Source organism: Flagellatimonas centrodinii, assembly GCF_016918765.2.
Taxonomy (GTDB): Bacteria; Pseudomonadota; Gammaproteobacteria; order Nevskiales; family Nevskiaceae; genus Polycyclovorans; species Polycyclovorans centrodinii.
The window spans coordinates 2,433,599-2,454,088 of sequence record NZ_CP092104.1 but is presented as its reverse complement, the minus strand read 5'-3'; the positions used below and the strand labels follow the sequence as shown (position 1 = coordinate 2,454,088).

The following is a 20,490-nucleotide window of genomic DNA, read 5'->3' as shown; positions in this document are numbered from 1 at the left end:
GCGGCGGATGCGCTGAGCGCATCCTTCTCCGGTCATCAACGCGGAATCAGCTCGCGGCATCGTCTTCCGGCGCAGCCTCGTCGGACTCGGGATCGTAAATTCGCACCGGACGCGAGGGCACCACTGTCGAGATGGCGTGCTTGTAAACCATCTGACTCACGGTGTTCTTCAACAGCACTACAAAGGCGTCAAATGACTCGATCTGACCCTGCAGCTTGATGCCATTGACCAGGTAGATGGAAACTGGAATCCGCTCTTTCCGAAGCGCATTGAGAAAGGGTTCCTGAAGGGTGTGACCTTTGGACATTGTTGCCATCCTTTAGTTGTTGTGGTGCGACGTGACGGAACGGGCCGCTACAGGTCCAGCCAGTGTATCACCCGTCCCTGCGAGCTTGGGCCAAATCCCCCGCCTTTCAAGCCTGACGCGGCGGGCGCTCGCTTGCAAGCCGCCCAACATCCTCGATGACATGGGCAATGGCCAGATCGCGATCCTCTGGCAGTCGGCGGTCCCGTGGCTGGCGGCGAAGCCAGGTCAATTGTCGTTTGGCCAATTGCCGGGTGGCAGCGATACCGGCCTCGACGGCGTCCTCAAGATCCAGCTCACCGTCAAGATGACGCCAGAGCTGGCGATAGCCAACACTGCGGATGGACGGTAGTTGCGGGTGCAGATCCGCCCGCCGATGAAGTGCACGCACCTCGTCCAACAGACCCTCACGCATCATCCTGTGAAAACGGTCAGCGATACGCTGGTGGAGGACCGCCCGCTCCGGCCCTTCGAAGACGAAACGCAAGATCGGGCCAAGCCGGGGCACCGTCGTCGCCGCGCCGTAGGCCGCAGTGGCCGGACGCCCGGTCACGGCGTGAATCTCGAGCGCGCGCTGGATCCGCTGCCAGTCGTTGGGGTGTAGCCGGGTGCCGGCTTCGGGGTCGATGGCAGCGAGGCGTGCATGCAACGCCGGGACGCCCAGGGTTTCGGCCTCGGCCGACAAGGCGCGACGCAGCGCAGGGTCGGCCGGCGGCAGCACGCTCAGCCCCTCGAGCAGCGCGCGCAGATACAACATCGTGCCGCCCACCAGCAGCGGCAGCCGGCCGCGCCCGCGGATGTCGTCGATCAGTGGCGCCGCATCGGCAGCAAATCGCGCCGCTGAATAGGGCTCCGACGGGTCGACGACGTCGATCAGGTGATGCTGCACCGAGGCCCGTTCATCCGCACTCGGCTTGGCAGTCCCGATATCCATGCCGCGATAGACCTGGGCTGAATCGACTGTGATGATCTCCACCGGTAGCCGGCTGGCGAGCGCCAATGCGAAGCTCGATTTTCCGGACGCGGTGGGTCCGGTCACAACCAACAACGGGAGCGTCGGCGCCATGATCCGGATCGCTGCCGTGGGCCGGCGCTCAGCGCCCGCGCAGGAACAGGCGGTCGAGCGCGTCGAGATCGAGTTGCACCCAGGTCCGCCGACCATGGTTGCATTGCCCGGCGAGCTCGGTCCGCTCCATGTCGCGCAACAGCGCATCCATTTCCGGCACGGTCAAACGCCGGTTGGCCTTGACCGCCGCTTTACAGGCGACATCAGCCAGCACCCGGTCCTGCGCGTCACGGATGCCATCAAGGTGATGCGCACCGTCATCATCAAGCAGCTGCAGCAGCAGCGCGCGCAGGTCTTCTCGCCCCAACAACTGAGGGCGGCTGCGTACCGTAACGCTGGCCGGACCACTGCGATCAAACGACAGGCCGAGGCGCTGCAATGCCGCCTGTCGCGCCATCAGCGTTTCGACCTGATCTTCAGCCAGATTGATCACCTCCGGCATCAGAAGGTGCTGGCCGGGAATGCCGTCTTCGCTCAGCTGGGCCTTGAGACGCTCGTACAGCACCCGCTCATGGGCCGCATGGGCGTCAACCACCACTAGGCCTCGCGCGTTCTGCGCGAGGATGAAAACACCGTGCAACTGGGCCAGCGCCTGCCCCAACGGCTGCATCAAGGCCTCTGTGTCGGCCTGGGACTCAACGTTGCCGGAAGGCAGCGAGGCTTCAGGCGACTGACGCGCGGAAGAATCAAGCTGCGCAATATCCGCCCAGGTTGCGGCAGGTTCGCGCGCGAAAAGCGGACGTGCCGCCGCCACCGGCCGGGCGCCCGCCGCCGAGCCGAAACGAACCGGCAGGGACGGCACCTGAGCCCGCGCCGGGTCGACCCGATGGTGCTGAAGCGGATCCGGTCGTACCCGCCGCAGCACCTGGTGAATGGCGCCAAAGAGAAAATCATGAACGCGCGCTGCGTCCCTGAACCGCACCTCGGTCTTTTGTGGGTGGACATTCACATCGACCGTGGCCGGGTCCAACACCAATGACAGCACGAAGGCGGGATGATGCTGGCTATGCATCACATCGGCGTAGGCCCGACGGATCGCCGCTGCCACCAGCCGGTCGCGGACATGGCGGCCGTTGACATAGACGTACTGCAAGTCGCTCTGGGCCCGCGCGGCGCTGGGTAACCCGACCCAGCCCTGCAGCCGCAAACCGTCCCGATGTTCGTCCAGTTCGATGCTGTCGGAGACAAACCCGTCCCCAACCAGCGCGGCCACACGCGCTGCAGCAGACTGTACCGGCAGCGCCAGATTGCGACGCTGTTGATGCCGCAGTTCGAAACGACACTCGGGCCGCCACATGGCAAGCCGGGTAAGTGCCGTCTGCGCATGCCGCAGTTCGGTCGCCGGGGTGCGCAGAAACTTGCGCCGCGCTGGCGTGTTGAAAAACAGATCCTGCACATCCACGGTCGTCCCGCAGGGGTGCGCGGCCGGCTGAGGCGCTTCTGCACCGAGTTCGCCGGCGCCCGCCAGCTGCCAGGCCATTTCGGCACCCTCGACACGTGAAATCAGGGTCAGCCGCGATACTGCCAGGACGCTGGGCAAGGCCTCGCCTCTAAATCCGAGGCTGGCGACCGACTCGAGGTCATCCAGCGCCCGGATCTTGCTGGTGGCGTGACGGGACAGCGCAAGTACCAGTTCCTCGCGGGCAATCCCCCGCCCGCTGTCGGTGACCTTAAGCCGACGCAAGCCGCCCTCCTCCAACTCGACCAGAATCTGGTCGGCACCGGCATCGAGACTGTTCTCAACCAGTTCCTTGAGCACAGCCGCGGGGCGCTCGACAACCTCGCCAGCCTTGATCTGGTTGATCAGGGCATCGGGCAGCATCTGGATGGCGGTCATCAGTTTCGGTGTCGGAAATGGAACGGGCGGGCCACCCGCATAGGATAGCCCGCCCGTGAACCCGCCCCCGGGTCATCCCCCAAAAAGCTTGCCGAATGCCTTGTCGAGCGCCTTGTCGACCGCGCTGTCGGTTACCTCATCGACTTCCTGATCGGTGCGCCCCTCGACACGCTGCTGTTGCCGCTCGATCTTCTTGCCGAACATGCCGCCGAGATTGAACCCGCCCCCACCCGCCTCACTGCCAGCTTCAACGTTGGCACCAGCGCCGGCGCCACCGAACAAACCTTCGAGTGACGGCATCTGGGTGGGTGCGGCCGGCAATTCGAAACGCGACGCAGACGGCGTATCGCCGTCAAGACGCGTCAGGCGCATCTCGGTTCCCATCCGCAGAATCCCCAATTTACCGGCGGCCATCTGCCGTTCCAGCTCGGTGGAGCCCTCCGGCATGCTGCGGCCACCCGCCTTCACCATGCTTCTGGCGAAGCCCATCATGGCGTTGGTAAATTCGCGTGCCCGGCGATCGCTGGACAACACCATCTCGGCTGTCTTCTGCTGGCCATCCTCGGTATAGGTGGCGAGGTAGACCTTGCCGGCAACGCCAGCGACCGTCTCGCTGCGCCCGGTGTCCTTGAGGCCGACGAAGCCATCCATCTCGGCCGGACCTTCCGGCACTTTCACCATGCCACCCAACATCTTCATGGCCTGGCTGAGATCCATCACCATCAGCTGATCGCCGGTCATCACCATGTACGGTGTTTCGCCGCGAATCAGCGCATAACCCTCGGCGCCCTCCGGCAGTGACATACGTACGTTGCTGCCATCAAACTCGTATGTGACCTGTTGGCGGTCGGTGCCGTCGGTGACCTCCATCACTGCGGTTCCACCCGCCCAGACTAGGGCCGGGGCCATACACGCAACAGCCAGGGCATGACGCAACGGCAGGCGAAGGGATTTCATGAATACTCTCCTTGTAGGCAATGTGGCTACAGCATGCACGAGCGTGGCTGCGCATACTGCGAAAACGGTCACGATGTGGAGCCCGTTATAGGACTACAGTGCCTCGCGCAAGGGTCTCTCGACAATACCCTATTCGCGGTAACTGACCTGCTGCAGCTCGCCGCGAACGATCTGCTGCTGCGGACGATAACTGGCGAAATAGCCCTTGATGCCGGCCAGCATCGAGCGGGCAAACCGCTCCTGATGCTTTTCGTCACGCAGCATGCGTTCTTCCTCGCTGTTGGTGATGAACGCCGTTTCCACCAACACCGAGGGAATATCGGGCGCCTTCAACACCATGAAGCCCGCCTGCTGGACTGCCGACTTCTGCAACGTATTGACCTGCCCCATTGATTTGAGGATGCGAGAGCCGACATCGAAACTGGCCTCCATTGTCGCGCTCTGCGAGAGGTCGATCAGAACCGAGGCCAAATCGCCATCCTTGTCGGCGATTTCGATGCCGCCTACCAGGTCAGCGGCATTTTCACGCTGTGCCAACCAGCGGGCATGCTCGCTCGTGGCGCCGCGGTTGGACAGGACATAGACCGCCGAGCCCCGCAGTTTGGGATCGCGAAAGGCGTTGGCGTGCACCGACACGAACAGGTCCGCCTGATGCTTGCGCGCAATCTCGACCCGCTGGCGCAGCCCGAGATAGTAATCACCATCGCGGGTCAGCACCGCCCGCATTCCGGGCTCTGCATCAATCATCCGCGCCAAGCGACGCGCCATCGCCATCGCCACGTCCTTCTCATAAACCCCGCTGCGGCCCCGAGCACCCGGATCTTCCCCGCCGTGCCCGGCATCTACAGCCACGATCACCGGCTTGTCGTCCAGCGTCATCTGCGGCGACGGCAGCGGGCCTGGAGTCGACGGCAGCTGCGTCGCGACGGGCCGATCGAGGTCGAGGACGACGCGGTGCCCATATTGATCGTTCGGCGCGAGAGCGAAGCTGCGCGGATCAACCGGCTGGGTCAGATCCAGTACCACCCGCACCCCGGTGTCGCCGCGGGCCGCAGAACGGACCCGCTGTACCAAGCCCTTGCCGGTGGCCGCGTTCGCCACCCGCACGCCGGCGGGGTCGACTTGTTCGAGGTCGACGACGATGCGATCGGGATTCTGCAGCGCAAAAACGTTGTGGTGGGCCGCGCCGGAAAGATCGAATACAACGCGGGTGCCATCGGGTGATGCCCACAGCCGGACGTCGCGCAACTCGGCCGCAGCGACCACGCCACTCCACAGCGACACCAGCAACCACACCACCATTCGACATGCCGACATGTCGGTACCTCCCCGGGCAACTCTCCGGCCTTATACCGCCATCAGCATCTTATTACAAGACTTTTTCATTTAATTGCAAATAATTAGGCAGCATTCTTAATGTAGTTGCTGAATGCCGCTGCAGCCGGCTGGTCGGTGCCCCACCGGAGATGCAGCTGACGGCCACCAGCCGCGGACATCGTCAGACGCACCGCGATTCGCGGCGATGGAAGCAGCTCTGCCGCCCGGTCGGGCCACTCCAGCAGCCACAATGATTGGGTCGGCGGATCATCATCCAGGCCCAGCGACAGCAATTCCTCGGGAGCCGACAAGCGGTACAGGTCCAGATGCAGCACCCGACCGGCGTTCACTTCATACGGCTCGACCAGGGTGTAGGTCGGACTGCGAATGGCGCCGTTGACCCCCAGATGACGCAGCATTGCCCGCGCCAGATGGGTCTTGCCGGCGCCAAGGTCGCCCTCAAGCGTCACCAGCCCCCGCAGGTCATCGGCGAGCGCAGCGGCCAGGGCGGCGCCGGCGGCATCGGTGGCGGCCGGCGTCGGCAACGAAAGCGTCTGGTACTGCATCACCGTAATCCCGGGTTCAGGGGCTGCCAGAGCGCGTCGACAACATCGCTCGGCAGCAGGCCGCGGCCGCCACGGCGGCGCGCAATCGCATCGGCCGCCAGAGCATGCGCCAGCACCCCCGTGGCGGCGGCTGCCTCCGGCGCCAGGCCCTGAGCCATCAGTGCACCGATGATGCCGGACAGGACATCACCCATGCCGCCGACCGCCATCCCGGGATTGCCGGCCGGACAGACCCATAGCCGGCGACCGGCGATCACGGAACCCGCGCCCTTGAGCACGACGACCGCGCCGAACCGGTCGCGTAGCACCTCAGCACTCTGGAAACGGTCGGCCTCGACTTCGTCAACCGCGGCGGCGTCCATCAATCGCATGGCCTCACCTGGATGCGGGGTGAGCACGGCCCCGCCGAGGACCTGTGGCCGCCGCGCCAGCAGGTTGAGACCGTCGGCATCCAGCACCAGTGGCCGCCCACTGGCGAGCACCGTATCGAATAGCGCCTGGCTCCAGGCGTTCTGCCCCAGGCCCGGTCCGAGCACCACCACCCGCGCCCGGGCCAGCAGCGGCTGCAGCTCATCGGCGCCGTTCACTGCGTGCACCATCAGCTCCGGCTGGGCCGCCACCAGCGCGGTTGAATGATCCGGGTGCGTTGCCAGACTCACCCAGCCAGCGCCGGACCGCAGTGCCGCACGCGATGCCAGCAATGCTGCCCCGGCCATGCCGGGCGCCCCACCCACCACCAGAACGTGGCCGTGCTCGCCCTTGTGCGCGGCCGGACGGCGCGGTGGCAATGCTTCGGGGCCGATACGCAACGGCATCAACCAGGCTCGCGGGCCCGGTGCCTTGGCCAGATCGACCGGCACGCCCAGGGTGTCCAGCAGTCGATCTCCGCAATAGTCCGCTGCAACACCGGTCCACAGCCCGGCCTTGTGGGCGATAAAGCTGACGGTGACCGCTGCACGTACTGCGGCGCCCCGCGGGCGCCCGGTGTCCGCATCCAGCCCCGACGGCACATCCAGCGCCAGGATCGGCGCCGCATGTGCATTCATGGCGGCCAGCATCGCAGCCATCGCACCCGTCACCGGTCGTTGCAGGCCGATACCCAGCACCGCGTCGACCACCAGATCCGCCAGCGGATCAAAGGCGACCGGCCACGGTTGCGGCTGCCCGAAAGGTGTCCACGCGGCGCGCGCGGCGCGTGCTGCCGGACTGTCCGGCGGCGCCCCGAACTGCACCAGCTGCACCGTGCAGCCTGCCGCGGCCGCCAGCGCGGCCAGCGCATAGCCATCGCCGCCGTTGTTGCCACTCCCACAGACCACCACCAGGCGCCGGCACCGCGGCCAGCGATCACAGGCGATGCGCCAGGCTGCGGCGGCGGCGCGGCGCATCAGCTCGGCGGCGTCGATTCCGCCTTCGATCGCACGTCGATCAAGCTCGCGAACCGCGGCGCTTTCATACAATGGCTGCTCTATTTCGCTCATCGCTGAAGTATAAGAGCCCCATGTCCACCCAACCGCTGGTAGCGCACCTGCGTCAGGCGGCACACCGCCTGGGCTTCGCCGATCTCGGCGTGGCGCATCTGCAGTTGGATGAGGATATGGCACACCTGCGCCGCTGGCTCGCTGACGGTCACCACGGCGAGATGGGCTATCTCGACCGCAACACCGGTCTCCGGGCCGATCCGGCGCAGTTGCAACCCGGCACCGTCAGCGTCATCTCGGTGCGGATGGACTACCGTCATGACGTCACCGCCGCCGACGCCGTGCTGGCTGACGGTGATCGCGCCTACATCTCCCGGTATGCCCTCGGGCGCGACTACCACAAGCTGATGCGGGCCCGCCTGCGACAACTCGCGGATGTCCTCGAGGCCGCCGTCGGCCCCCACGGCTACCGGGTCTTCTGCGACAGCGCGCCAGTACTCGAGAAAGCGCTGGCGCGCAACGCGGGCCTCGGCTGGATCGGCAAGAACACCCTGGTGTTGAAACGCGATGCCGGCTCGTGGTTTTTCCTCGGGGAACTGTTCACCGATGCCTGGCTCGAGCCCGATCGGGCAGACGCGGTCGCCGCCAGCTGCGGCGGCTGCCAGGCGTGCCTGAAGATCTGCCCGACCGATGCCTTCGTCGGTCCCTATCGGCTGGATGCACGGCGCTGCATTTCCTACCTCACCATCGAACAGCGCGGATCGATCCCCGAGGCCCTGCGCACACGCATCGGCAATCGCATCTTCGGCTGCGATGACTGCCAGTTGATCTGCCCCTGGAACCGCCATGCAACCCCGAGCGTGGAGGCGGACTTCGCCCCCCGCCATGGCCTCGATGACGTCCGGCTGCTCGACCTCTGGCAGTGGGATCATGCCCGCTGGCTGCAGCGTACCGAGGGCATGGCCCTGCGCCGCGCAGGGTGGACTGGCTGGCGACGCAACCTCGCCGTGGCGCTCGGCAACGCCCCTGCGGCAGCCGCGGTGGTGGAGGCGCTGGCGGCCGCAGATGACGACGACCCGATGGTACGCGAGCACATCGCCTGGGCGGTTGCCCGTCAGCGGGCGCAGTTGTTGGCCGGCAGCGCCGCCGCCGCAGACGCTGTCTGCGCCAGCAACGGATACTCGCCATAGCGGCTGCGCGCGGTTGATACCGCCGCCAATGCGGCATCACGGCAACCGAGTTCGGTCAGCACGTGGGCCAAATTGTTGTAGCCGCCGGCGGTTGGCTGAAGCGCCAGCGCACGCTCGAACGCGGTAGCTGCAGCGCCCGGACGTGCCCGGGCGTACAGGGCATTGCCATGCGCCAGCCAGGCGGAGGCCGCTCGCGGCCAACGTCGAACGGCCGTGGCGGTGGCCGTCAGTGCCAGGGAGGTCTGACCGGTTCGCGCCCAGACCGAGACGGTATCAAGCCAGTCTGCAAGTTCGGCCCACGGCGGTGGTGCGTCGGCCGCATGCAAGGTCACACCCCAGGCACCGGCGGCGCGCCACTGGCGCAGAAACCGTTCGGCCGGGACCACCGCACGTCGGGTCTCGGCCGACCGGAGGACCACGGCGTCGGTCACCGGGTCGAGTCCGACCACCACCGCGTAGTGCCAGACCGGCCAGATTCCCAACCCCTGGTTCAGCAGCACCAGCACCGGCGCCCGGAACGCAAGGGCGCTCCGTAAACCCGAGAGTTCCGCAGGTAACGGCACCGGCTGTCGACCGCGGCGACGGGCAGCGGCAACCAGCTCGGGCTGCAGACTCCCCCGCCGTGCCGGGACATACACCTCCGGGACCAACGCCGCTGGGGTCACCGTGACACCGGTGGCGGCAAGCACCGTGGCGAGCGCCGCAGGCCCGCACTGGTAGGCGTCCTGCGGAAAGAACGGAGTCGCCGCCAATTCCAGCGGCGCCACGACCCCCGCCGGGCGCAGCAGCGGCTGGCGGGCACAGCCGGACAGCATCAGGGCGCCGAGGATCAGCGCCGCAGCGGAAAGCCTCAAATGGCGTTGAAGATGTTGATGATGCCGACCAGCTCCAGCACCAGCAGCACCACGAAGACGATCCCCAGCGCGGCGGCAATACCGGCACCGGCGGGCAAGGTTTCCATCTCGGCGGCCAGCTGCTGCAATTCGGCGTCAGTCAGATGGGCGACCCGCGTACGGGCCTGCTCTGGACTCACGCCCCAATCGGCGAGCCGGGCCTGCACGTCGCTCGCATCCAACTGCGCCTGCAGCGCACTGCGAGTCAGTTCGTTTCGGCTTTCCTGCACCAGGGCGTCGGTCGCCATCATGGCGGCATGCGCCGGTTGCAGCAGGCCGACGACCAGGAGACTGAAGGCCATCACGGCGGCGAGGGACTGACGGAAGAGGATTTGCATGGGAGCTCCTGTTGACGCCCTCAGCGGGCGGATTCGGTGACCACAGCGCGAAACCGTCGCACCAGTGCCAAGGTTGATGGGTCGAGTGTGCCAGCTTCGCCGCCGGCCAGCGCGCCGAGTACGGTACGGGTCAGCTGCTTGCCGAGTTCCACCCCCCACTGATCGAAGGCATTCACGTCCCACAACACGGACAGCACATAGGTCCGGTGTTCGTAGAGCGCCATCAGCGCCCCCAGATGCCAGGGGTCGAGGCGATCGAGCAACAGGGTCGAACTGGGTCGGTCGCCGGGGAAAACCCGATGGGGGATGGCGGCCTCCAGCGCGTCGCCCCTGAGCCCCTGATCGGTCAGCTCACGGCGAACGGTGTCGGCATCGCGTCCCCGCATCAATGCAGCACTCTGCGCCAGACAATTCGCCACCAGCATGCGGTGCTGGTCGGGATACCGATGCGTGACCGCCATCGGCAGGATGAAATCCACCGGGTGCACCTGGGTCCCCTGATGCAGCATCTGGAAGAACGCGTGCTGACTGTTGCTGCCCACATCACCCCACAGGGCCGGAGTGGTTGGACGCGAAACGGCCTCACCGTCGAGGCTCACACACTTGCCGTTGGACTCCATCTCCAACTGCTGCAACCAGTTGACGAAACGCTCTAGCGCTTGGGCATATGGGGCGACCACCTGCGAACCGGCTCCGAGCAGGTTGTGATTCCAGACCGCCAACAGCCCCATCAGTACGGGCAAATTGGTGGCGAAGGGCGTTTCGACAAAATGACGATCCATGGCGCGGGCGCCGGCCAGCAGCTTGCGGAACTGCGGCGGCCCCAGCGCCAACATGACCGGCAACCCCACCGCGCTCCAGACTGAATAGCGCCCCCCGACCCAATCCCAAAAGGCGAACATGTTGTCGGGCGCGATACCGAATTCGACGACCGCCTCGGCATTGGTCGACACCGCGACAAAGTGATCAGCGATGGCCGCCTCGGGCAGCGCCGCAAGACACCAGGCGCGGGCAGCGCGGGCGTTGGCCATGGTCTCCTGCGTGGTGAAAGTCTTGCTGGTAATGATGAACAGGGTGCTCTGCGGATCGAGTGCACGCAGAACCCGCGACAACTGCCCGGCATCGACATTGGCAACGAAATGGGTGCGCGGGCCGTCGGCCTGATCCTGCAGCGCCTCGCAGACCATCCGTGGCCCCAGGTCCGAGCCGCCAATCCCAATATTCACCACATCCTTAATCGGCGCGCCGCCATGCCCACGCCAACGACCCTGGCGCACGGCATCGGCAAAACGGGTCATCTGTTGCAGCACCGACTCCACCGCGTCACCGACCGGTTCTCCATCGACCGAGAATCCGGCCTCCGGTGGCGCGCGGAGCGCCATGTGCAACGCCGCACGCCCTTCCGTCAGGTTGACACGCTCACCCGCGAACAATCGGCCGATGGCGGTGCGCAGGTCACAGGCGTCGGCGAGCACCAGGAGACTCTCCAACGCCTCCGGGGTGACGCGTTGCTTGCTGAAATCGAGGGCGCAGCCGGGCCCTGTCACCGTCATCCGTTCCGCGCGTCCCGGGTCGGCGGCAAACAGTTCATTCAATCGGGGCAGTGACCCGGCCAGCGGCGTCAGTGCCGCCCAGGCGGCAGAACGCGATGGCGCCGGGGAGGATCGGTCGATATCGGAGTTCATGTCCCCAGATTACCGCCGAATCGGCAGGGGTGCGCGCCAGCAGACAGCTAACGGATCAGGTGGTAGTTGAAACTGACGCTAATTCGCAGTGCATCGATCCGGCTCGCGGGCACCTCATGGCGAAGCCAGCTTTCGAACAGGATCACCTGCCCGGCACGCGCCTTGACGCTGACATGGGCGGTCTGACGCGCGTCGGCACGCCGCGGCGGTGACGCCATCATGCGGCTCAGCCGAGGGTCTTCGAACTTCAACGGACTGGCGCCCGGGGGGGTCTGCACGTAATAGGTCCCACTGATCACCGCTTGCGGATGCAGATGAAAGCTGTGCGCGCAGCCGCGTGGCATCAGATTGATCCAGCAGTCGGTCATCGTCAGCTCGCCGTGATCCAGCGACCATTCCAGGGTCTCGGCGAAACGTCGCACATGACGATCAATCCGCTGGCGCAGGAGATCGAAGGTTGATGAGAACCGATGCAGGCGGTCCATCGACCCGTAGCTGGTATATCCCCCGGGGTAGAAGGCCTCGGACCAGCGCTGTCCGGGAACGTCGAAGGCCCTAATCTTCTCGCACTCTTCAGCCAGATCGGCATTGAACGCCGGGCGCCCCCGGGTGATCAGCGGCGCCTGATAGATCGGAGTGGCGAAATGATGTTGGATCGTGGCCATGAAAAGCCCGCAACCTTGACGGCTGCAGGCTTGCAGGAGGGCTCAGGCGGCCTTCTGCACCGGAATCGTGTTGGCCGTGCGGGCCACCCGATTTTCGTCGGTGCAATACACCAGTCGTGGCTTGTAACCACGGGCGGATGCCTCGTCCATCGTGGCAAACGCGGCAATGATCACGCGGTCACCAACCCGCGCCTTGTGTGCCGCCGCCCCGTTGACCGAGATGACGCCCGAACCTTCATCCGCCCGAATGGCGTAGGTGGTAAACCGTTCGCCATTGGTGATGTTGTAGATGTCGATCTGTTCGAACTCGAGGATACCGGCGAGATCGAGCAGCTTGCCGTCGATGGCGCAGGAACCGTCGTAATCCAGCTCGGCATGGGTCACACGGGCACGATGCAACTTGCACTTGAGCATGTTCAATTGCATGGCAGGGAACCTCGTCTATCGGGTTGCGTACGGGGTGGCCCACTAAGACATGCACCCAGCGTACGCGGCAGTTTCGATTCAGGGTGGCCCACTAAGACATGCACCCGTTTCCGCGAGGCAACTCACGGTACTCCGCAAGAGGCGGGAGTGTAAAACATTCGGTCGCCCGCGCAAACCGTCCTGACATCGGTGTTACCCCATATCAACCGCGACTTCGAGGTTGTCGATCAATCGGGTGCCATCAAGCACCGCCGCCACCAGGACCACCCAGGCCCGGGCCGCGACGGCCGGCGTCTCCAGGTCCGGCCCGCGAATCGCCAGATACTGGGGGGCGAACCCACCCTCGACCAGCGCGGCAAGCGCCTCCGTCTCGATCGCCGGGTAGTCCCGTCGCCCCCCGCGCAGCTGTGCTGCCACCCGATCCAGCACCTGCTTGAGGCCCGGAGCGCGCGCACGCGCCTGCGGCGACAGGTACTGATTGCGGGATGACAGCGCCAGTCCGTCCTCGGCCCGGCAAGTCGGCACGCCGACGATGGTCACCGGCATCTGTTGGTCGGCAACCATGCGCCGCACCACCGCCAGTTGCTGGTAATCCTTCTGCCCGAAACAGGCCACGTCGGGCTGTACCTGATGAAACAGCAGACTGACCACGGTGGTGACACCGTCAAAATGACCCGGCCGATGCGCGCCCTCCAGCGTTTCCGTGATCTCCGGCACGCAGACCTGCGTCACTGGCGCTGCGCCGCGGGGGTACATCTCACGTAAGGTCGGTGCATACAGCAGGTCCGCGCCAGCCATGATCAGAGCCTCGGTATCGGCGGCCAGCGTGCGCGGATAGCGATCGAAGTCTTCGCCGGGACCGAATTGCAGCGGGTTGACGAACACGCTCACCAGCACCCGATCCGCCTGCTGTCGCGCCACATCGACCAGCTGCAAGTGCCCCTCGTGCAGGTTGCCCATGGTCGGCACCAGGGCCACACGCTGGTGTTGCCGACGCCATTGGTTGACCTGGGCCCGCAGCGCGCTGACGGCGTGAATGACCTCCATGGCCTAGAAACAGTGCTCGGGCGCGGGGTAGACGCGCTGTTTCACTTCTTCGACATAGGCGCGGATCGCGCCCTCGATGTCGCGCCCGTCATCCATGTAGTGCTTGGCGAACCGTGGTCGACGCCCCAGCGTCACCATCGGCGAAATATTCAGCAGGTCGTGTAGCACCAGGATCTGGCCGTGGACATCGGGACCGGCGCCAATCCCGATCACCGGGACCGGCGAGGCCGCTGCCAATCGCGCCCCGAGCGCCGCAGGGACACATTCCACCAACAACAGGTCAGCACCGGCCTCGGCGAGGATACGGGCATCCTGCAGCATCACCTCGGCGTCGGCCTCGTCCCGACCCTGCACCTTGAAAGTCCCCATCTTGTGAATGAACTGGGGCCGCAGTCCGAGGTGCGCGCATACCGGAACGCCCCGAACCGCCAGGTACTCGACGATGGCAGCCTGCTCGCGCCCGCCCTCCAGCTTCACCATCTTGGCGCCGCCCTGCTGCATCAGGCGCTGGCTGGCGTCGAGAGCCCGCTCGAGCGTGGCATACGACAGAAATGGCAGATCGGCCACCAGAAATGCCCGCTGTAGATGTGGCGCCACGCAACGACTGTGATACGCAATGTCGTCTACCGTCACCGCCGTGGTGGTGGCGTGCCCCTGCAGGACCATCCCCAGCGAATCACCGATCAGCACCAGATCGATCCCGGCGCGGTCTTCGATCAGTGCGAAACTGGCGTCGTAGCAGGTCAGGCAGGCGATCGGCTCGGCATCCGCACGCATGCGGTGCAGCTCGGCAATGTTGACGGGCTTGCGGTTTTCAACGGTCATGAGGAAGGACTCCGGGTCGGCAGCGCTATAGTAAACGGCGCGCGGGCAGGCGCTGATGGGGGGCTGGATCTGTCAGCGCCGCCAACAGCTGTTCGAGGTGGTCGGGTACGTGCGCCGGGTCCAGCACGGTCGTGTCGACTTCGATCACCGGCGCCTGTCGGTAGTCACGAAAAAATCGCCCATAGTGGTCGATCAGCCGCGCCAGATAATCCGGCGCCAGATCCCGTTCATATTCCCGGCCACGGGCGTCGACGCGACCCTTCAGGACCGCCACCGGCGCCTGCAGCAGGATCACCCGATCGGGCACCGGCAACCCCCAGGCCAGTCGCTCGAATACCCGCTCGTAGAGCGCGAAGTCGGTACGCGACAGGGTGAGCTCGGCAAACAGTCGGTCCTTGTCGAACAAGAAATCGGACACGCAGCCGCTGCCGAACAATTCGCGCTGACGCAGCTGCTCGGCCTGCCCGGCACGCTGCAACAGGAAACTGAGCTGTGTCGAGAAGGCGGCCTGCGCCGCCTCGCGGTAGAACCGGGGAAGGAAGGGATTGTCCTCGGGGCGCTCCAGCAGCAGCCGCGCGCCAAGACGTTGTGCCAGCACCGGCGCCAGAGTGGTCTTGCCGACCCCGATGGCCCCCTCGATGACGACATACACCTCAGTCGGCCCAGGGGGCGATGCCGTCACGCCCGAGTTCGACTGCGCGCGCCCCCACCCGGCCGATCCCCGGCACGACCAGCTCCGGCGCGATGTCGGCCCACGGCACCATCACGAAGACCCGGCGCCCGGCTTCGGGATGCGGCAGACGCAGGCTGTCGGTATCGCGGATTTCGCCATCGACATGCAGCAGATCAAGGTCGAGCACACGCGGCCCCCAGCGGTCACCTCCGCGGATCCGGCCGGCCTCGCGTTCGATCCGCAGCAGGGCTGCCATCAAAGGCTCGGGTGGCAGTTGTGTGTGGATCGCCGCCACGGCGTTGCAATAGTCGGCCTGGCCCGGCAGCCCCAGTGGCGCCGTGCGATAGAACGGCGAAACGGTCACGATGTCGATGCCATCGGTGGCCGCCAGTGCCTCAAGCGCCTGCCGAACCTGCGCCGCCGGCTGCCCCAGGTTGGCCCCGAGGGCGACCCAGGCGCGCCACCCCCCACTCACCCGCCGATCACTCCGCCGCAGCAGGCGCCGAGCGCCGGTTGCGACCGCCACGGCGGCGACGACGCTTGCGCGGCGCCGAAGCATCATCGTCGGGGTCATCGTCGCCGCCGACATTCAGGTCGAGGCCGTTCTGCGCCTCGGTCCACCACGTGGCCAGCGCCGTGTCGACCTCGCCGACTTCAGCGCGCAACAACAGAAAGTCGTACGCGGCACGAAACCGTGGATGCGTCATCAAGCGCCGAGCGCGCCCGGGCGACTGCTGGTCAAAACGGGTTTGCAGCAGCCAGATCTCCCGCATCGGCAGCGAGAACCGCTTGGGAATCGCGACCCGGCCAACCGCGCGGGCCAGCACTTCATCTGCAGCCTGCTGCATGGCCATCGCCGGCGTACACCCCTCGCGCCGCATCAAGGCCTGGTAGCGGGCCCATACCGGCGGCCACAACAGCGCTCCGTACAAAAATGCGGGCGAAACCGGCAGTTCGTTGTCGATGCGATCAGCGGTATTGGCGAGCGCCAAGGACACGAAATCGTCGGCGTGGTCCTGGGTTTCGCAGAGACGATCCGTCTCAGGGAACAGCTGTGCGAACAGCCCGAAGTGCGCCAGGCTCTCGTAGTTGGCGACGGCCTCCTTCGACTGCAGGATCTTGATCACCTCATCAAACAATCGCGCCGGCGGGATTTCCCCCAAAAGGTGCGCCAGCCGAGGAATCGGCAGCGCTGAATCCTCCGCGATCTCGAAGCCGAGCTTGTTGGCAATGCGGACCGCCCGCAGCATCCGTACCGGATCTTCCCGGTACCGGGCCTCGGGCTCACCGATAAGACGAATCACCTTGGCGTCGAGGTCTTCGAGGCCCCCACAGAAATCGACGATGCTGAAATCGCTGATGTCGTAATAGAGCGCGTTGACAGTGAAATCGCGTCGAAACGCGTCCGTTTCCAGCGTGCCGTACTCGTTGTCCGAGAGGATACGTCCGGTCTCGTCACGCTCATGGCTGTCGCTGATGGCGCCGCGGAAGGTCGTGGTCTCGATCACCTCGCCACCAAAGCGGACATGGCAGATGACGAAGCGCCGACCAATCAGGCGGCAGGATCGGAACAGCGGCTTGACCTGCTCGGGGTGTGCATTGGTGGCGACATCGAAATCCTTGGGCGTGAAGCCGGCCAGGATGTCGCGTACGCCACCGCCCACCATGTAGGCCTCGTACCCGGCATCCTTGAGCGTGTACAGGGTCCGCAGCGCTGCGGACGACAGTAGCGAGCGCGAGATGGGGTGCTCGGCGCGCGAAATACGCTTGGGTTCGATGGTCAAGACCTCTGCTGGCGTCCGGTGGGGCGTCGTCGGCCGTCCGGCGTGGTGGCTGAACGGCCAAACGCCTATATTACGCGGCCCTGCCGGGCGACGCACCTGCCCGCTTCAAACAGCCCCGGAGAACGCCACCTCCATGCGCCTGCCGCAACCCCGACGCCTGTCCGCCCTCGAACTCCTGCGCGAGTGGCGCGTCGTCCGAGACCTCGCGGCCTCCGCGCTGCAGGGCATCCCAGCGGACCTGCCGCGCGGGCACGGTGAAACGGTGATGGTGATTCCGGGCTTCGGCGCCACCGACGCCGCCACGCGCACCCTCCGAAATCGGCTGACACGCCTCGGCTACGTCGTCAGCGGCTGGCAGCTGGGTCGCAATCGCGGTGCCGTGGAGCGCGATCTGCAGCGACTCTTGCCCCACTTCGACGCCTTGCACGCGGCAGCAGGCAACACACCGGTCAGTCTCGTCGGCTGGAGCCTCGGCGGCGTCATCGCCCGTGAGCTGGCACGCCTGCGACCGACCGCCACGCGGCGCGTGATTACCCTCGGCTCGCCACTGGTCGGCGGCCCCAAATACACCTTCACCGCCAGCTGGTACGCACGTCAGGGGCTGGACCTCGAGCGAGCCGAACAAAAGGTGGCGGCGCGCGAACGGACCACCCCGCTGCCCTGCCCGCTGCTGTCGCTCTACAGCCGTCACGACGGCATGGTGCACTGCGGCGCCAGCATTGATCCCTATCACGACAACGTGCGGCATCAGGAAGTGCGCAGTTCGCACCTCGGGATGTGCCTGTCGCCGGAGGTGCTGAGGGCCGTCGCCACCGAACTGGCTGCCGCTGCATGAGCGCGACCGCCCTACCAGCACCGCTGTGGCGCCGACTGCTGGCCAGTGTCTACGACGGCCTGTTGTTGCTGGCCATGTGGATGTCAGCGTTGCTCGTCGAAGTTCTGATCACCGACGCCATCGGCGTGCAGCGTGCACCCGAAATGACACGGCTGGTGTTGCTGTCCCTGGCGTTCGGCTTTTTCGGGTGGTTCTGGACCCATGGCGGGCAGACGCTCGGCGGCCGCGCCTGGCGCCTGCAAGTCCAGCGCAGCGACGGCGAACCCCTGCGCCTGCCGGATGCGATGTTGCGGTTTGCCGCCAGCGTCACCTGGCTGCCACTGGGCATGATCTGGTGCCTGTTCGACCGCGAACACCGGGCACTGCACGACCGCATCGCCGGCACCCGGGTGGTGGTCCTGCCCAAGACCTAGCGGGCGCGTCGCAGGCGCCAGAACCCGACTGCCACCAACACCGCACTGGGCGCGCCGGCGCCCAGCAGCGGCGGCCAGCCATAGAGCTGGCCGAGGCTGCCACTGACTTCGTTGATGACGAAGAACCCGACGCCGATCAGGACACCGAAAAACAGGCGCTGCCCCATGCCGCTGTCGCGCAGTGATCCGAACACGAAGGGCACCGCGAAAAAGGTCATCGCCAACACCGTGAATGGCGCCATCAATTTGCGCCAAAGCGCCCGTTCGGCTTCGCCGGCATCAAGCGCATTGGCCTCCAGGTAGTGCACCAGCCGCATCAGACCCGCAATCGAGGCACTTTCCGCCTCCAGCACCAGCAGCCGCAGCACCTCCGGCGACAGGCGGCCATCCCAACGTTCCTCGACATCGTCACGTACCGTCACCGCACGATCGTCGAAGCGGGAGTCCGACAACCCGCGGAGATCCCACTGATCATCACCGGCCAACACCATCTCGTCGACGCGCGCCCACCGTGTAAGTCCGCCTTTGCCATCCAACCGGAAAAGGTCGACGTGCTCCAGGTGGCCGGGGTCGGCGATGCGCCGGATATGCAGAACATCCGACCCCGCCCGCAGCCAGACGGGCCGCAGCACCTGGCCGGCATCGACCCCGGAGCGCGCCGTGGTCCGCAGGCGCTCGGCCTCGGTCTGGCCCCAGGGTGCCAACCAGTCGCCGATACCGACCGTGAGCACCGCCATCACCAGCCCGGCCGCCAGGGCGGAGCCACCCAGCCGTACCGAGGACACCCCGGCAGCGCGCAGCGCGGTGAGTTCGCCCTGACTGGCAAGCACACCGAGACCCGCCAGCGTGCCCAACAGGGCGATAACCGGGAACAGCGTGTAGAGCGCGCTCGGCATCATCAGCACCGTGTAGACGCCGAGCTGCAGCAAGCCGAAACCGCCCCGGCCGGTATCGTCAACCTCGGAGACAAAACTGATGAAGCTGAACAGCGCGATCAGCACCAGGGCGACGATGGCGCTCATGCCCAGCACGTGCCGTGAGATGTAGCGGTCGTAGCGCTTCATCGCAGCCGCCCGGCCTGGCGCATGATGAGAATCCCGGCGAGCCCGGCAAACAGCAGGTGGACCCACCAGATGCCGATCAGCGGCGGCACCTGCCCTTTCGCCACCCACACCTGGGCCAGCGTGATCAGCTGCGAGTAGACGAGGTACAGCACCACGCCCAGCACCAGCCGCCCATAGCGCCCGGCACGCGGTTTGACATGCGACAGTGGCACCGCCAGTACCACCAGCACCAACACTGACATCGGCACGGCGATTCGGAAGTTGAGTTCGGCGAGGTCCTCCGGTGACTGCGATGCCCACAGAGCGCCGGTGGTGGCCAGCTTGCGCTTGCCACTCAGCTCCGAAAATTGCGGCGGCGCAATACGGGTCGTGAGGGTGTCGAAGCCGGTGATCTCGAACGCGCCGTCACCGGGCGTCCCCTGGTACCGGTGCCCCTCAGCCAGCATCAACACCCGTTCGCCGGTCACCGGATCGGCATCACTGCGCCCCCGCTCCGCCACCAGTACGCTGTCCCTGCCGCGGGCATCGGTCTGCACGCCGAAGAATTGGCTGATGTCGCGACCATCGTCACTGAGACGTCCGGTATAGAGCACCGCACCGGCCTCCGGCAGTTCCTTGAAGCGACCGGCCTCGAACGGGTTGTAGCGATTGGCGCGCGCCGCATCGGCGACCAGCGCATCGGCCGTGCGCCCGGCCCAGGGGCCGAGCTCGAACGACAGCGTCGCGGTCAACAGTGCCACCCCCACCGCCAACCACAGGCAGGGCCGATACAACCCCGACAGCGGCGCACCACAGGCCAGCATGGCGGTCACTTCCTGATCGCGGTAGAGACGCCCCAGCGCCATCATCACCGCCAGCAACAACGAGATCGGTGTCAGCACGATCAGGTACTGCAGGCTCGACAGGCCGGCCACCTGGAACAGCAGCTCCTCGGGCAGTCGCCCCTTGGCCGCCTCGCCGAGGAATCGCGCAAACCGCGTCGCCAGCATGATCGCCAGCAGAACCAGCGTGACCCCCGCCCAGGTCAGGGCGGCTTCACGCAGCAGGTAACGCTCCAGTCGGGGGGCACGCATGCCGCAATTATGCCTGCACGACGCCACCATCCGGGGGCGGTTCATGGTCATCGGCGAGCGTCAGGTCTACACTTCGCGGTGGGCGCTGTGGCGCCCGCCCCATTCATCACCCGG

Annotated in this window: 22 protein-coding genes; 3 read left to right on the top strand and 19 right to left on the bottom strand. The window is 66.1% G+C overall.

Going from position 1 to position 20,490, the window contains the following annotated elements; genetic code table 11:
* Window positions 1-46 precede the first annotated feature (46 nt).
* From hfq to JN531_RS11545, 7 genes are all read right to left on the bottom strand, one after another.
* A complete protein-coding gene (gene hfq / locus JN531_RS11575; protein WP_228349021.1) occupies window positions 47-307 on the bottom strand; it encodes an RNA chaperone Hfq in 261 nt (86 codons plus the stop codon).
* 106 nt (window positions 308-413) lie between these two features.
* Window positions 414-1,370, bottom strand: a complete 957-nt coding sequence (miaA, locus tag JN531_RS11570) for a tRNA (adenosine(37)-N6)-dimethylallyltransferase MiaA (RefSeq protein WP_228349020.1) — start codon at window positions 1,368-1,370, stop codon at window positions 414-416.
* A gap of 28 nt (window positions 1,371-1,398) precedes the next feature.
* Window positions 1,399-3,207 carry a DNA mismatch repair endonuclease MutL gene (gene mutL, locus JN531_RS11565; RefSeq protein WP_228349019.1) on the bottom strand — a complete coding sequence of 603 codons (1,809 nt, stop codon included), beginning with the start codon at window positions 3,205-3,207 and terminating at the stop codon, window positions 1,399-1,401.
* Between the two features lie 72 nt (window positions 3,208-3,279).
* Complete coding sequence (locus tag JN531_RS11560) at window positions 3,280-4,164, bottom strand: hypothetical protein (RefSeq protein ID WP_228349018.1); 885 nt, start codon at window positions 4,162-4,164, stop codon at window positions 3,280-3,282.
* A 129-nt stretch (window positions 4,165-4,293) separates the two neighbouring features.
* Window positions 4,294-5,481: an N-acetylmuramoyl-L-alanine amidase gene (locus JN531_RS11555; RefSeq protein WP_228349017.1), complete on the bottom strand. Its 1,188-nt coding sequence runs from the start codon at window positions 5,479-5,481 to the stop codon at window positions 4,294-4,296.
* 83 nt (window positions 5,482-5,564) lie between these two features.
* Entirely contained in the window at window positions 5,565-6,047 is a 483-nt protein-coding gene (gene tsaE, locus JN531_RS11550) for a tRNA (adenosine(37)-N6)-threonylcarbamoyltransferase complex ATPase subunit type 1 TsaE (protein ID WP_228349016.1), read from the bottom strand.
* On the bottom strand, window positions 6,047-7,525 hold the full coding sequence (locus JN531_RS11545; RefSeq protein WP_228349015.1) for an NAD(P)H-hydrate dehydratase: 1,479 nt from the start codon (window positions 7,523-7,525) through the stop codon (window positions 6,047-6,049). The genes tsaE and JN531_RS11545 overlap by 1 nt, the downstream gene beginning before the upstream one ends.
* Before the next feature lie 20 nt (window positions 7,526-7,545).
* Between JN531_RS11545 and queG the strand changes: the two genes are divergently transcribed.
* A complete protein-coding gene (queG, locus tag JN531_RS11540) occupies window positions 7,546-8,655 on the top strand; it encodes a tRNA epoxyqueuosine(34) reductase QueG (RefSeq protein WP_228349014.1) in 1,110 nt (369 codons plus the stop codon).
* On the opposite strand, the gene JN531_RS11535 is transcribed toward queG, so the two are convergent.
* The 10 genes from JN531_RS11535 to pcnB all read right to left on the bottom strand — a co-directional run bounded on the left by JN531_RS11535 (window position 8,580) and on the right by pcnB (window position 16,991).
* On the bottom strand, window positions 8,580-9,509 hold the full coding sequence (locus JN531_RS11535) for a PA2778 family cysteine peptidase (protein WP_228349013.1): 930 nt from the start codon (window positions 9,507-9,509) through the stop codon (window positions 8,580-8,582). The two genes, queG and JN531_RS11535, sit on opposite strands and share 76 nt — an antisense overlap.
* The gene (locus JN531_RS11530; RefSeq protein ID WP_228349012.1) at window positions 9,506-9,886 is read right to left on the bottom strand and encodes a PA2779 family protein; all 381 of its coding nucleotides are present in this window, start codon (window positions 9,884-9,886) and stop codon (window positions 9,506-9,508) included. Before JN531_RS11530 ends, JN531_RS11535 begins: the two co-directional genes overlap by 4 nt.
* A 20-nt stretch (window positions 9,887-9,906) precedes the next feature.
* Window positions 9,907-11,571: a glucose-6-phosphate isomerase gene (gene pgi / locus JN531_RS11525; RefSeq protein WP_228349011.1), complete on the bottom strand. Its 1,665-nt coding sequence runs from the start codon at window positions 11,569-11,571 to the stop codon at window positions 9,907-9,909.
* A gap of 47 nt (window positions 11,572-11,618) precedes the next feature.
* Window positions 11,619-12,236 carry a TIGR02466 family protein gene (locus tag JN531_RS11520; RefSeq protein WP_228349010.1) on the bottom strand — a complete coding sequence of 206 codons (618 nt, stop codon included), beginning with the start codon at window positions 12,234-12,236 and terminating at the stop codon, window positions 11,619-11,621.
* Between the two features lie 42 nt (window positions 12,237-12,278).
* Window positions 12,279-12,662 (bottom strand): aspartate 1-decarboxylase, encoded by a 384-nt coding sequence (gene panD / locus JN531_RS11515; protein ID WP_228349009.1) that lies wholly within the window; start codon window positions 12,660-12,662, stop codon window positions 12,279-12,281.
* A 192-nt stretch (window positions 12,663-12,854) separates the two neighbouring features.
* Window positions 12,855-13,709 carry a pantoate--beta-alanine ligase gene (gene panC, locus JN531_RS11510; RefSeq protein ID WP_228349008.1) on the bottom strand — a complete coding sequence of 285 codons (855 nt, stop codon included), beginning with the start codon at window positions 13,707-13,709 and terminating at the stop codon, window positions 12,855-12,857.
* A 3-nt stretch (window positions 13,710-13,712) separates the two neighbouring features.
* Window positions 13,713-14,534: a 3-methyl-2-oxobutanoate hydroxymethyltransferase gene (panB, locus tag JN531_RS11505; protein ID WP_228349007.1), complete on the bottom strand. Its 822-nt coding sequence runs from the start codon at window positions 14,532-14,534 to the stop codon at window positions 13,713-13,715.
* Window positions 14,535-14,559: 25 nt separating this feature from the next.
* Window positions 14,560-15,216: a deoxynucleoside kinase gene (locus tag JN531_RS11500; protein WP_228349006.1), complete on the bottom strand. Its 657-nt coding sequence runs from the start codon at window positions 15,214-15,216 to the stop codon at window positions 14,560-14,562.
* A complete protein-coding gene (folK, locus tag JN531_RS11495) occupies window positions 15,188-15,682 on the bottom strand; it encodes a 2-amino-4-hydroxy-6-hydroxymethyldihydropteridine diphosphokinase (protein WP_228349005.1) in 495 nt (164 codons plus the stop codon). The genes JN531_RS11500 and folK overlap by 29 nt, the downstream gene beginning before the upstream one ends.
* A 7-nt stretch (window positions 15,683-15,689) precedes the next feature.
* Window positions 15,690-16,991 carry a polynucleotide adenylyltransferase PcnB gene (gene pcnB / locus JN531_RS11490; protein WP_228349004.1) on the bottom strand — a complete coding sequence of 434 codons (1,302 nt, stop codon included), beginning with the start codon at window positions 16,989-16,991 and terminating at the stop codon, window positions 15,690-15,692.
* 133 nt (window positions 16,992-17,124) lie between these two features.
* Here pcnB and JN531_RS11485 point away from each other — a divergent pair, with 133 nt between their 5' ends.
* Entirely contained in the window at window positions 17,125-17,826 is a 702-nt protein-coding gene (locus JN531_RS11485; protein ID WP_228349003.1) for an esterase/lipase family protein, read from the top strand.
* Window positions 17,823-18,239 carry an RDD family protein gene (locus JN531_RS11480; RefSeq protein WP_228349002.1) on the top strand — a complete coding sequence of 139 codons (417 nt, stop codon included), beginning with the start codon at window positions 17,823-17,825 and terminating at the stop codon, window positions 18,237-18,239. The genes JN531_RS11485 and JN531_RS11480 overlap by 4 nt, the downstream gene beginning before the upstream one ends.
* On the opposite strand, the gene lptG is transcribed toward JN531_RS11480, so the two are convergent.
* Both lptG and lptF read right to left on the bottom strand, forming a co-directional pair.
* Window positions 18,236-19,303, bottom strand: coding sequence for an LPS export ABC transporter permease LptG (gene lptG, locus JN531_RS11475; protein ID WP_228349001.1), 1,068 nt, complete (start codon window positions 19,301-19,303; stop codon window positions 18,236-18,238). The genes JN531_RS11480 and lptG overlap by 4 nt on opposite strands.
* Window positions 19,300-20,376, bottom strand: coding sequence for an LPS export ABC transporter permease LptF (gene lptF, locus JN531_RS11470; protein WP_228349000.1), 1,077 nt, complete (start codon window positions 20,374-20,376; stop codon window positions 19,300-19,302). The genes lptG and lptF overlap by 4 nt, the downstream gene beginning before the upstream one ends.
* Between the last annotated feature and the right edge of the window lie 114 nt (window positions 20,377-20,490).

Bases quoted from the DNA above. Each gene is read 5' to 3' on its own strand.
- hfq (WP_228349021.1), bottom strand. From the start codon at position 307: ATGTCCAAAGGTCACACCCTTCAGGAACCCTTTCTCAATGCGCTTCGG.
- miaA (WP_228349020.1), bottom strand. From the start codon at position 1,370: ATGGCGCCGACGCTCCCGTTGTTGGTTGTGACCGGACCCACCGCGTCC.
- mutL (WP_228349019.1), bottom strand. From the start codon at position 3,207: ATGACCGCCATCCAGATGCTGCCCGATGCCCTGATCAACCAGATCAAG.
- JN531_RS11560 (WP_228349018.1), bottom strand. From the start codon at position 4,164: ATGAAATCCCTTCGCCTGCCGTTGCGTCATGCCCTGGCTGTTGCGTGT.
- JN531_RS11555 (WP_228349017.1), bottom strand. From the start codon at position 5,481: ATGTCGGCATGTCGAATGGTGGTGTGGTTGCTGGTGTCGCTGTGGAGT.
- tsaE (WP_228349016.1), bottom strand. From the start codon at position 6,047: ATGCAGTACCAGACGCTTTCGTTGCCGACGCCGGCCGCCACCGATGCC.
- JN531_RS11545 (WP_228349015.1), bottom strand. From the start codon at position 7,525: ATGAGCGAAATAGAGCAGCCATTGTATGAAAGCGCCGCGGTTCGCGAG.
- queG (WP_228349014.1), top strand. From the start codon at position 7,546: ATGTCCACCCAACCGCTGGTAGCGCACCTGCGTCAGGCGGCACACCGC.
- JN531_RS11530 (WP_228349012.1), bottom strand. From the start codon at position 9,886: ATGCAAATCCTCTTCCGTCAGTCCCTCGCCGCCGTGATGGCCTTCAGT.
- pgi (WP_228349011.1), bottom strand. From the start codon at position 11,571: ATGAACTCCGATATCGACCGATCCTCCCCGGCGCCATCGCGTTCTGCC.
- JN531_RS11520 (WP_228349010.1), bottom strand. From the start codon at position 12,236: ATGGCCACGATCCAACATCATTTCGCCACTCCGATCTATCAGGCGCCG.
- panD (WP_228349009.1), bottom strand. From the start codon at position 12,662: ATGCAATTGAACATGCTCAAGTGCAAGTTGCATCGTGCCCGTGTGACC.
- panC (WP_228349008.1), bottom strand. From the start codon at position 13,709: ATGGAGGTCATTCACGCCGTCAGCGCGCTGCGGGCCCAGGTCAACCAA.
- panB (WP_228349007.1), bottom strand. From the start codon at position 14,534: ATGACCGTTGAAAACCGCAAGCCCGTCAACATTGCCGAGCTGCACCGC.
- JN531_RS11485 (WP_228349003.1), top strand. From the start codon at position 17,125: ATGCGCCTGCCGCAACCCCGACGCCTGTCCGCCCTCGAACTCCTGCGC.
- JN531_RS11480 (WP_228349002.1), top strand. From the start codon at position 17,823: ATGAGCGCGACCGCCCTACCAGCACCGCTGTGGCGCCGACTGCTGGCC.
- lptG (WP_228349001.1), bottom strand. From the start codon at position 19,303: ATGAAGCGCTACGACCGCTACATCTCACGGCACGTGCTGGGCATGAGC.
- lptF (WP_228349000.1), bottom strand. From the start codon at position 20,376: ATGCGTGCCCCCCGACTGGAGCGTTACCTGCTGCGTGAAGCCGCCCTG.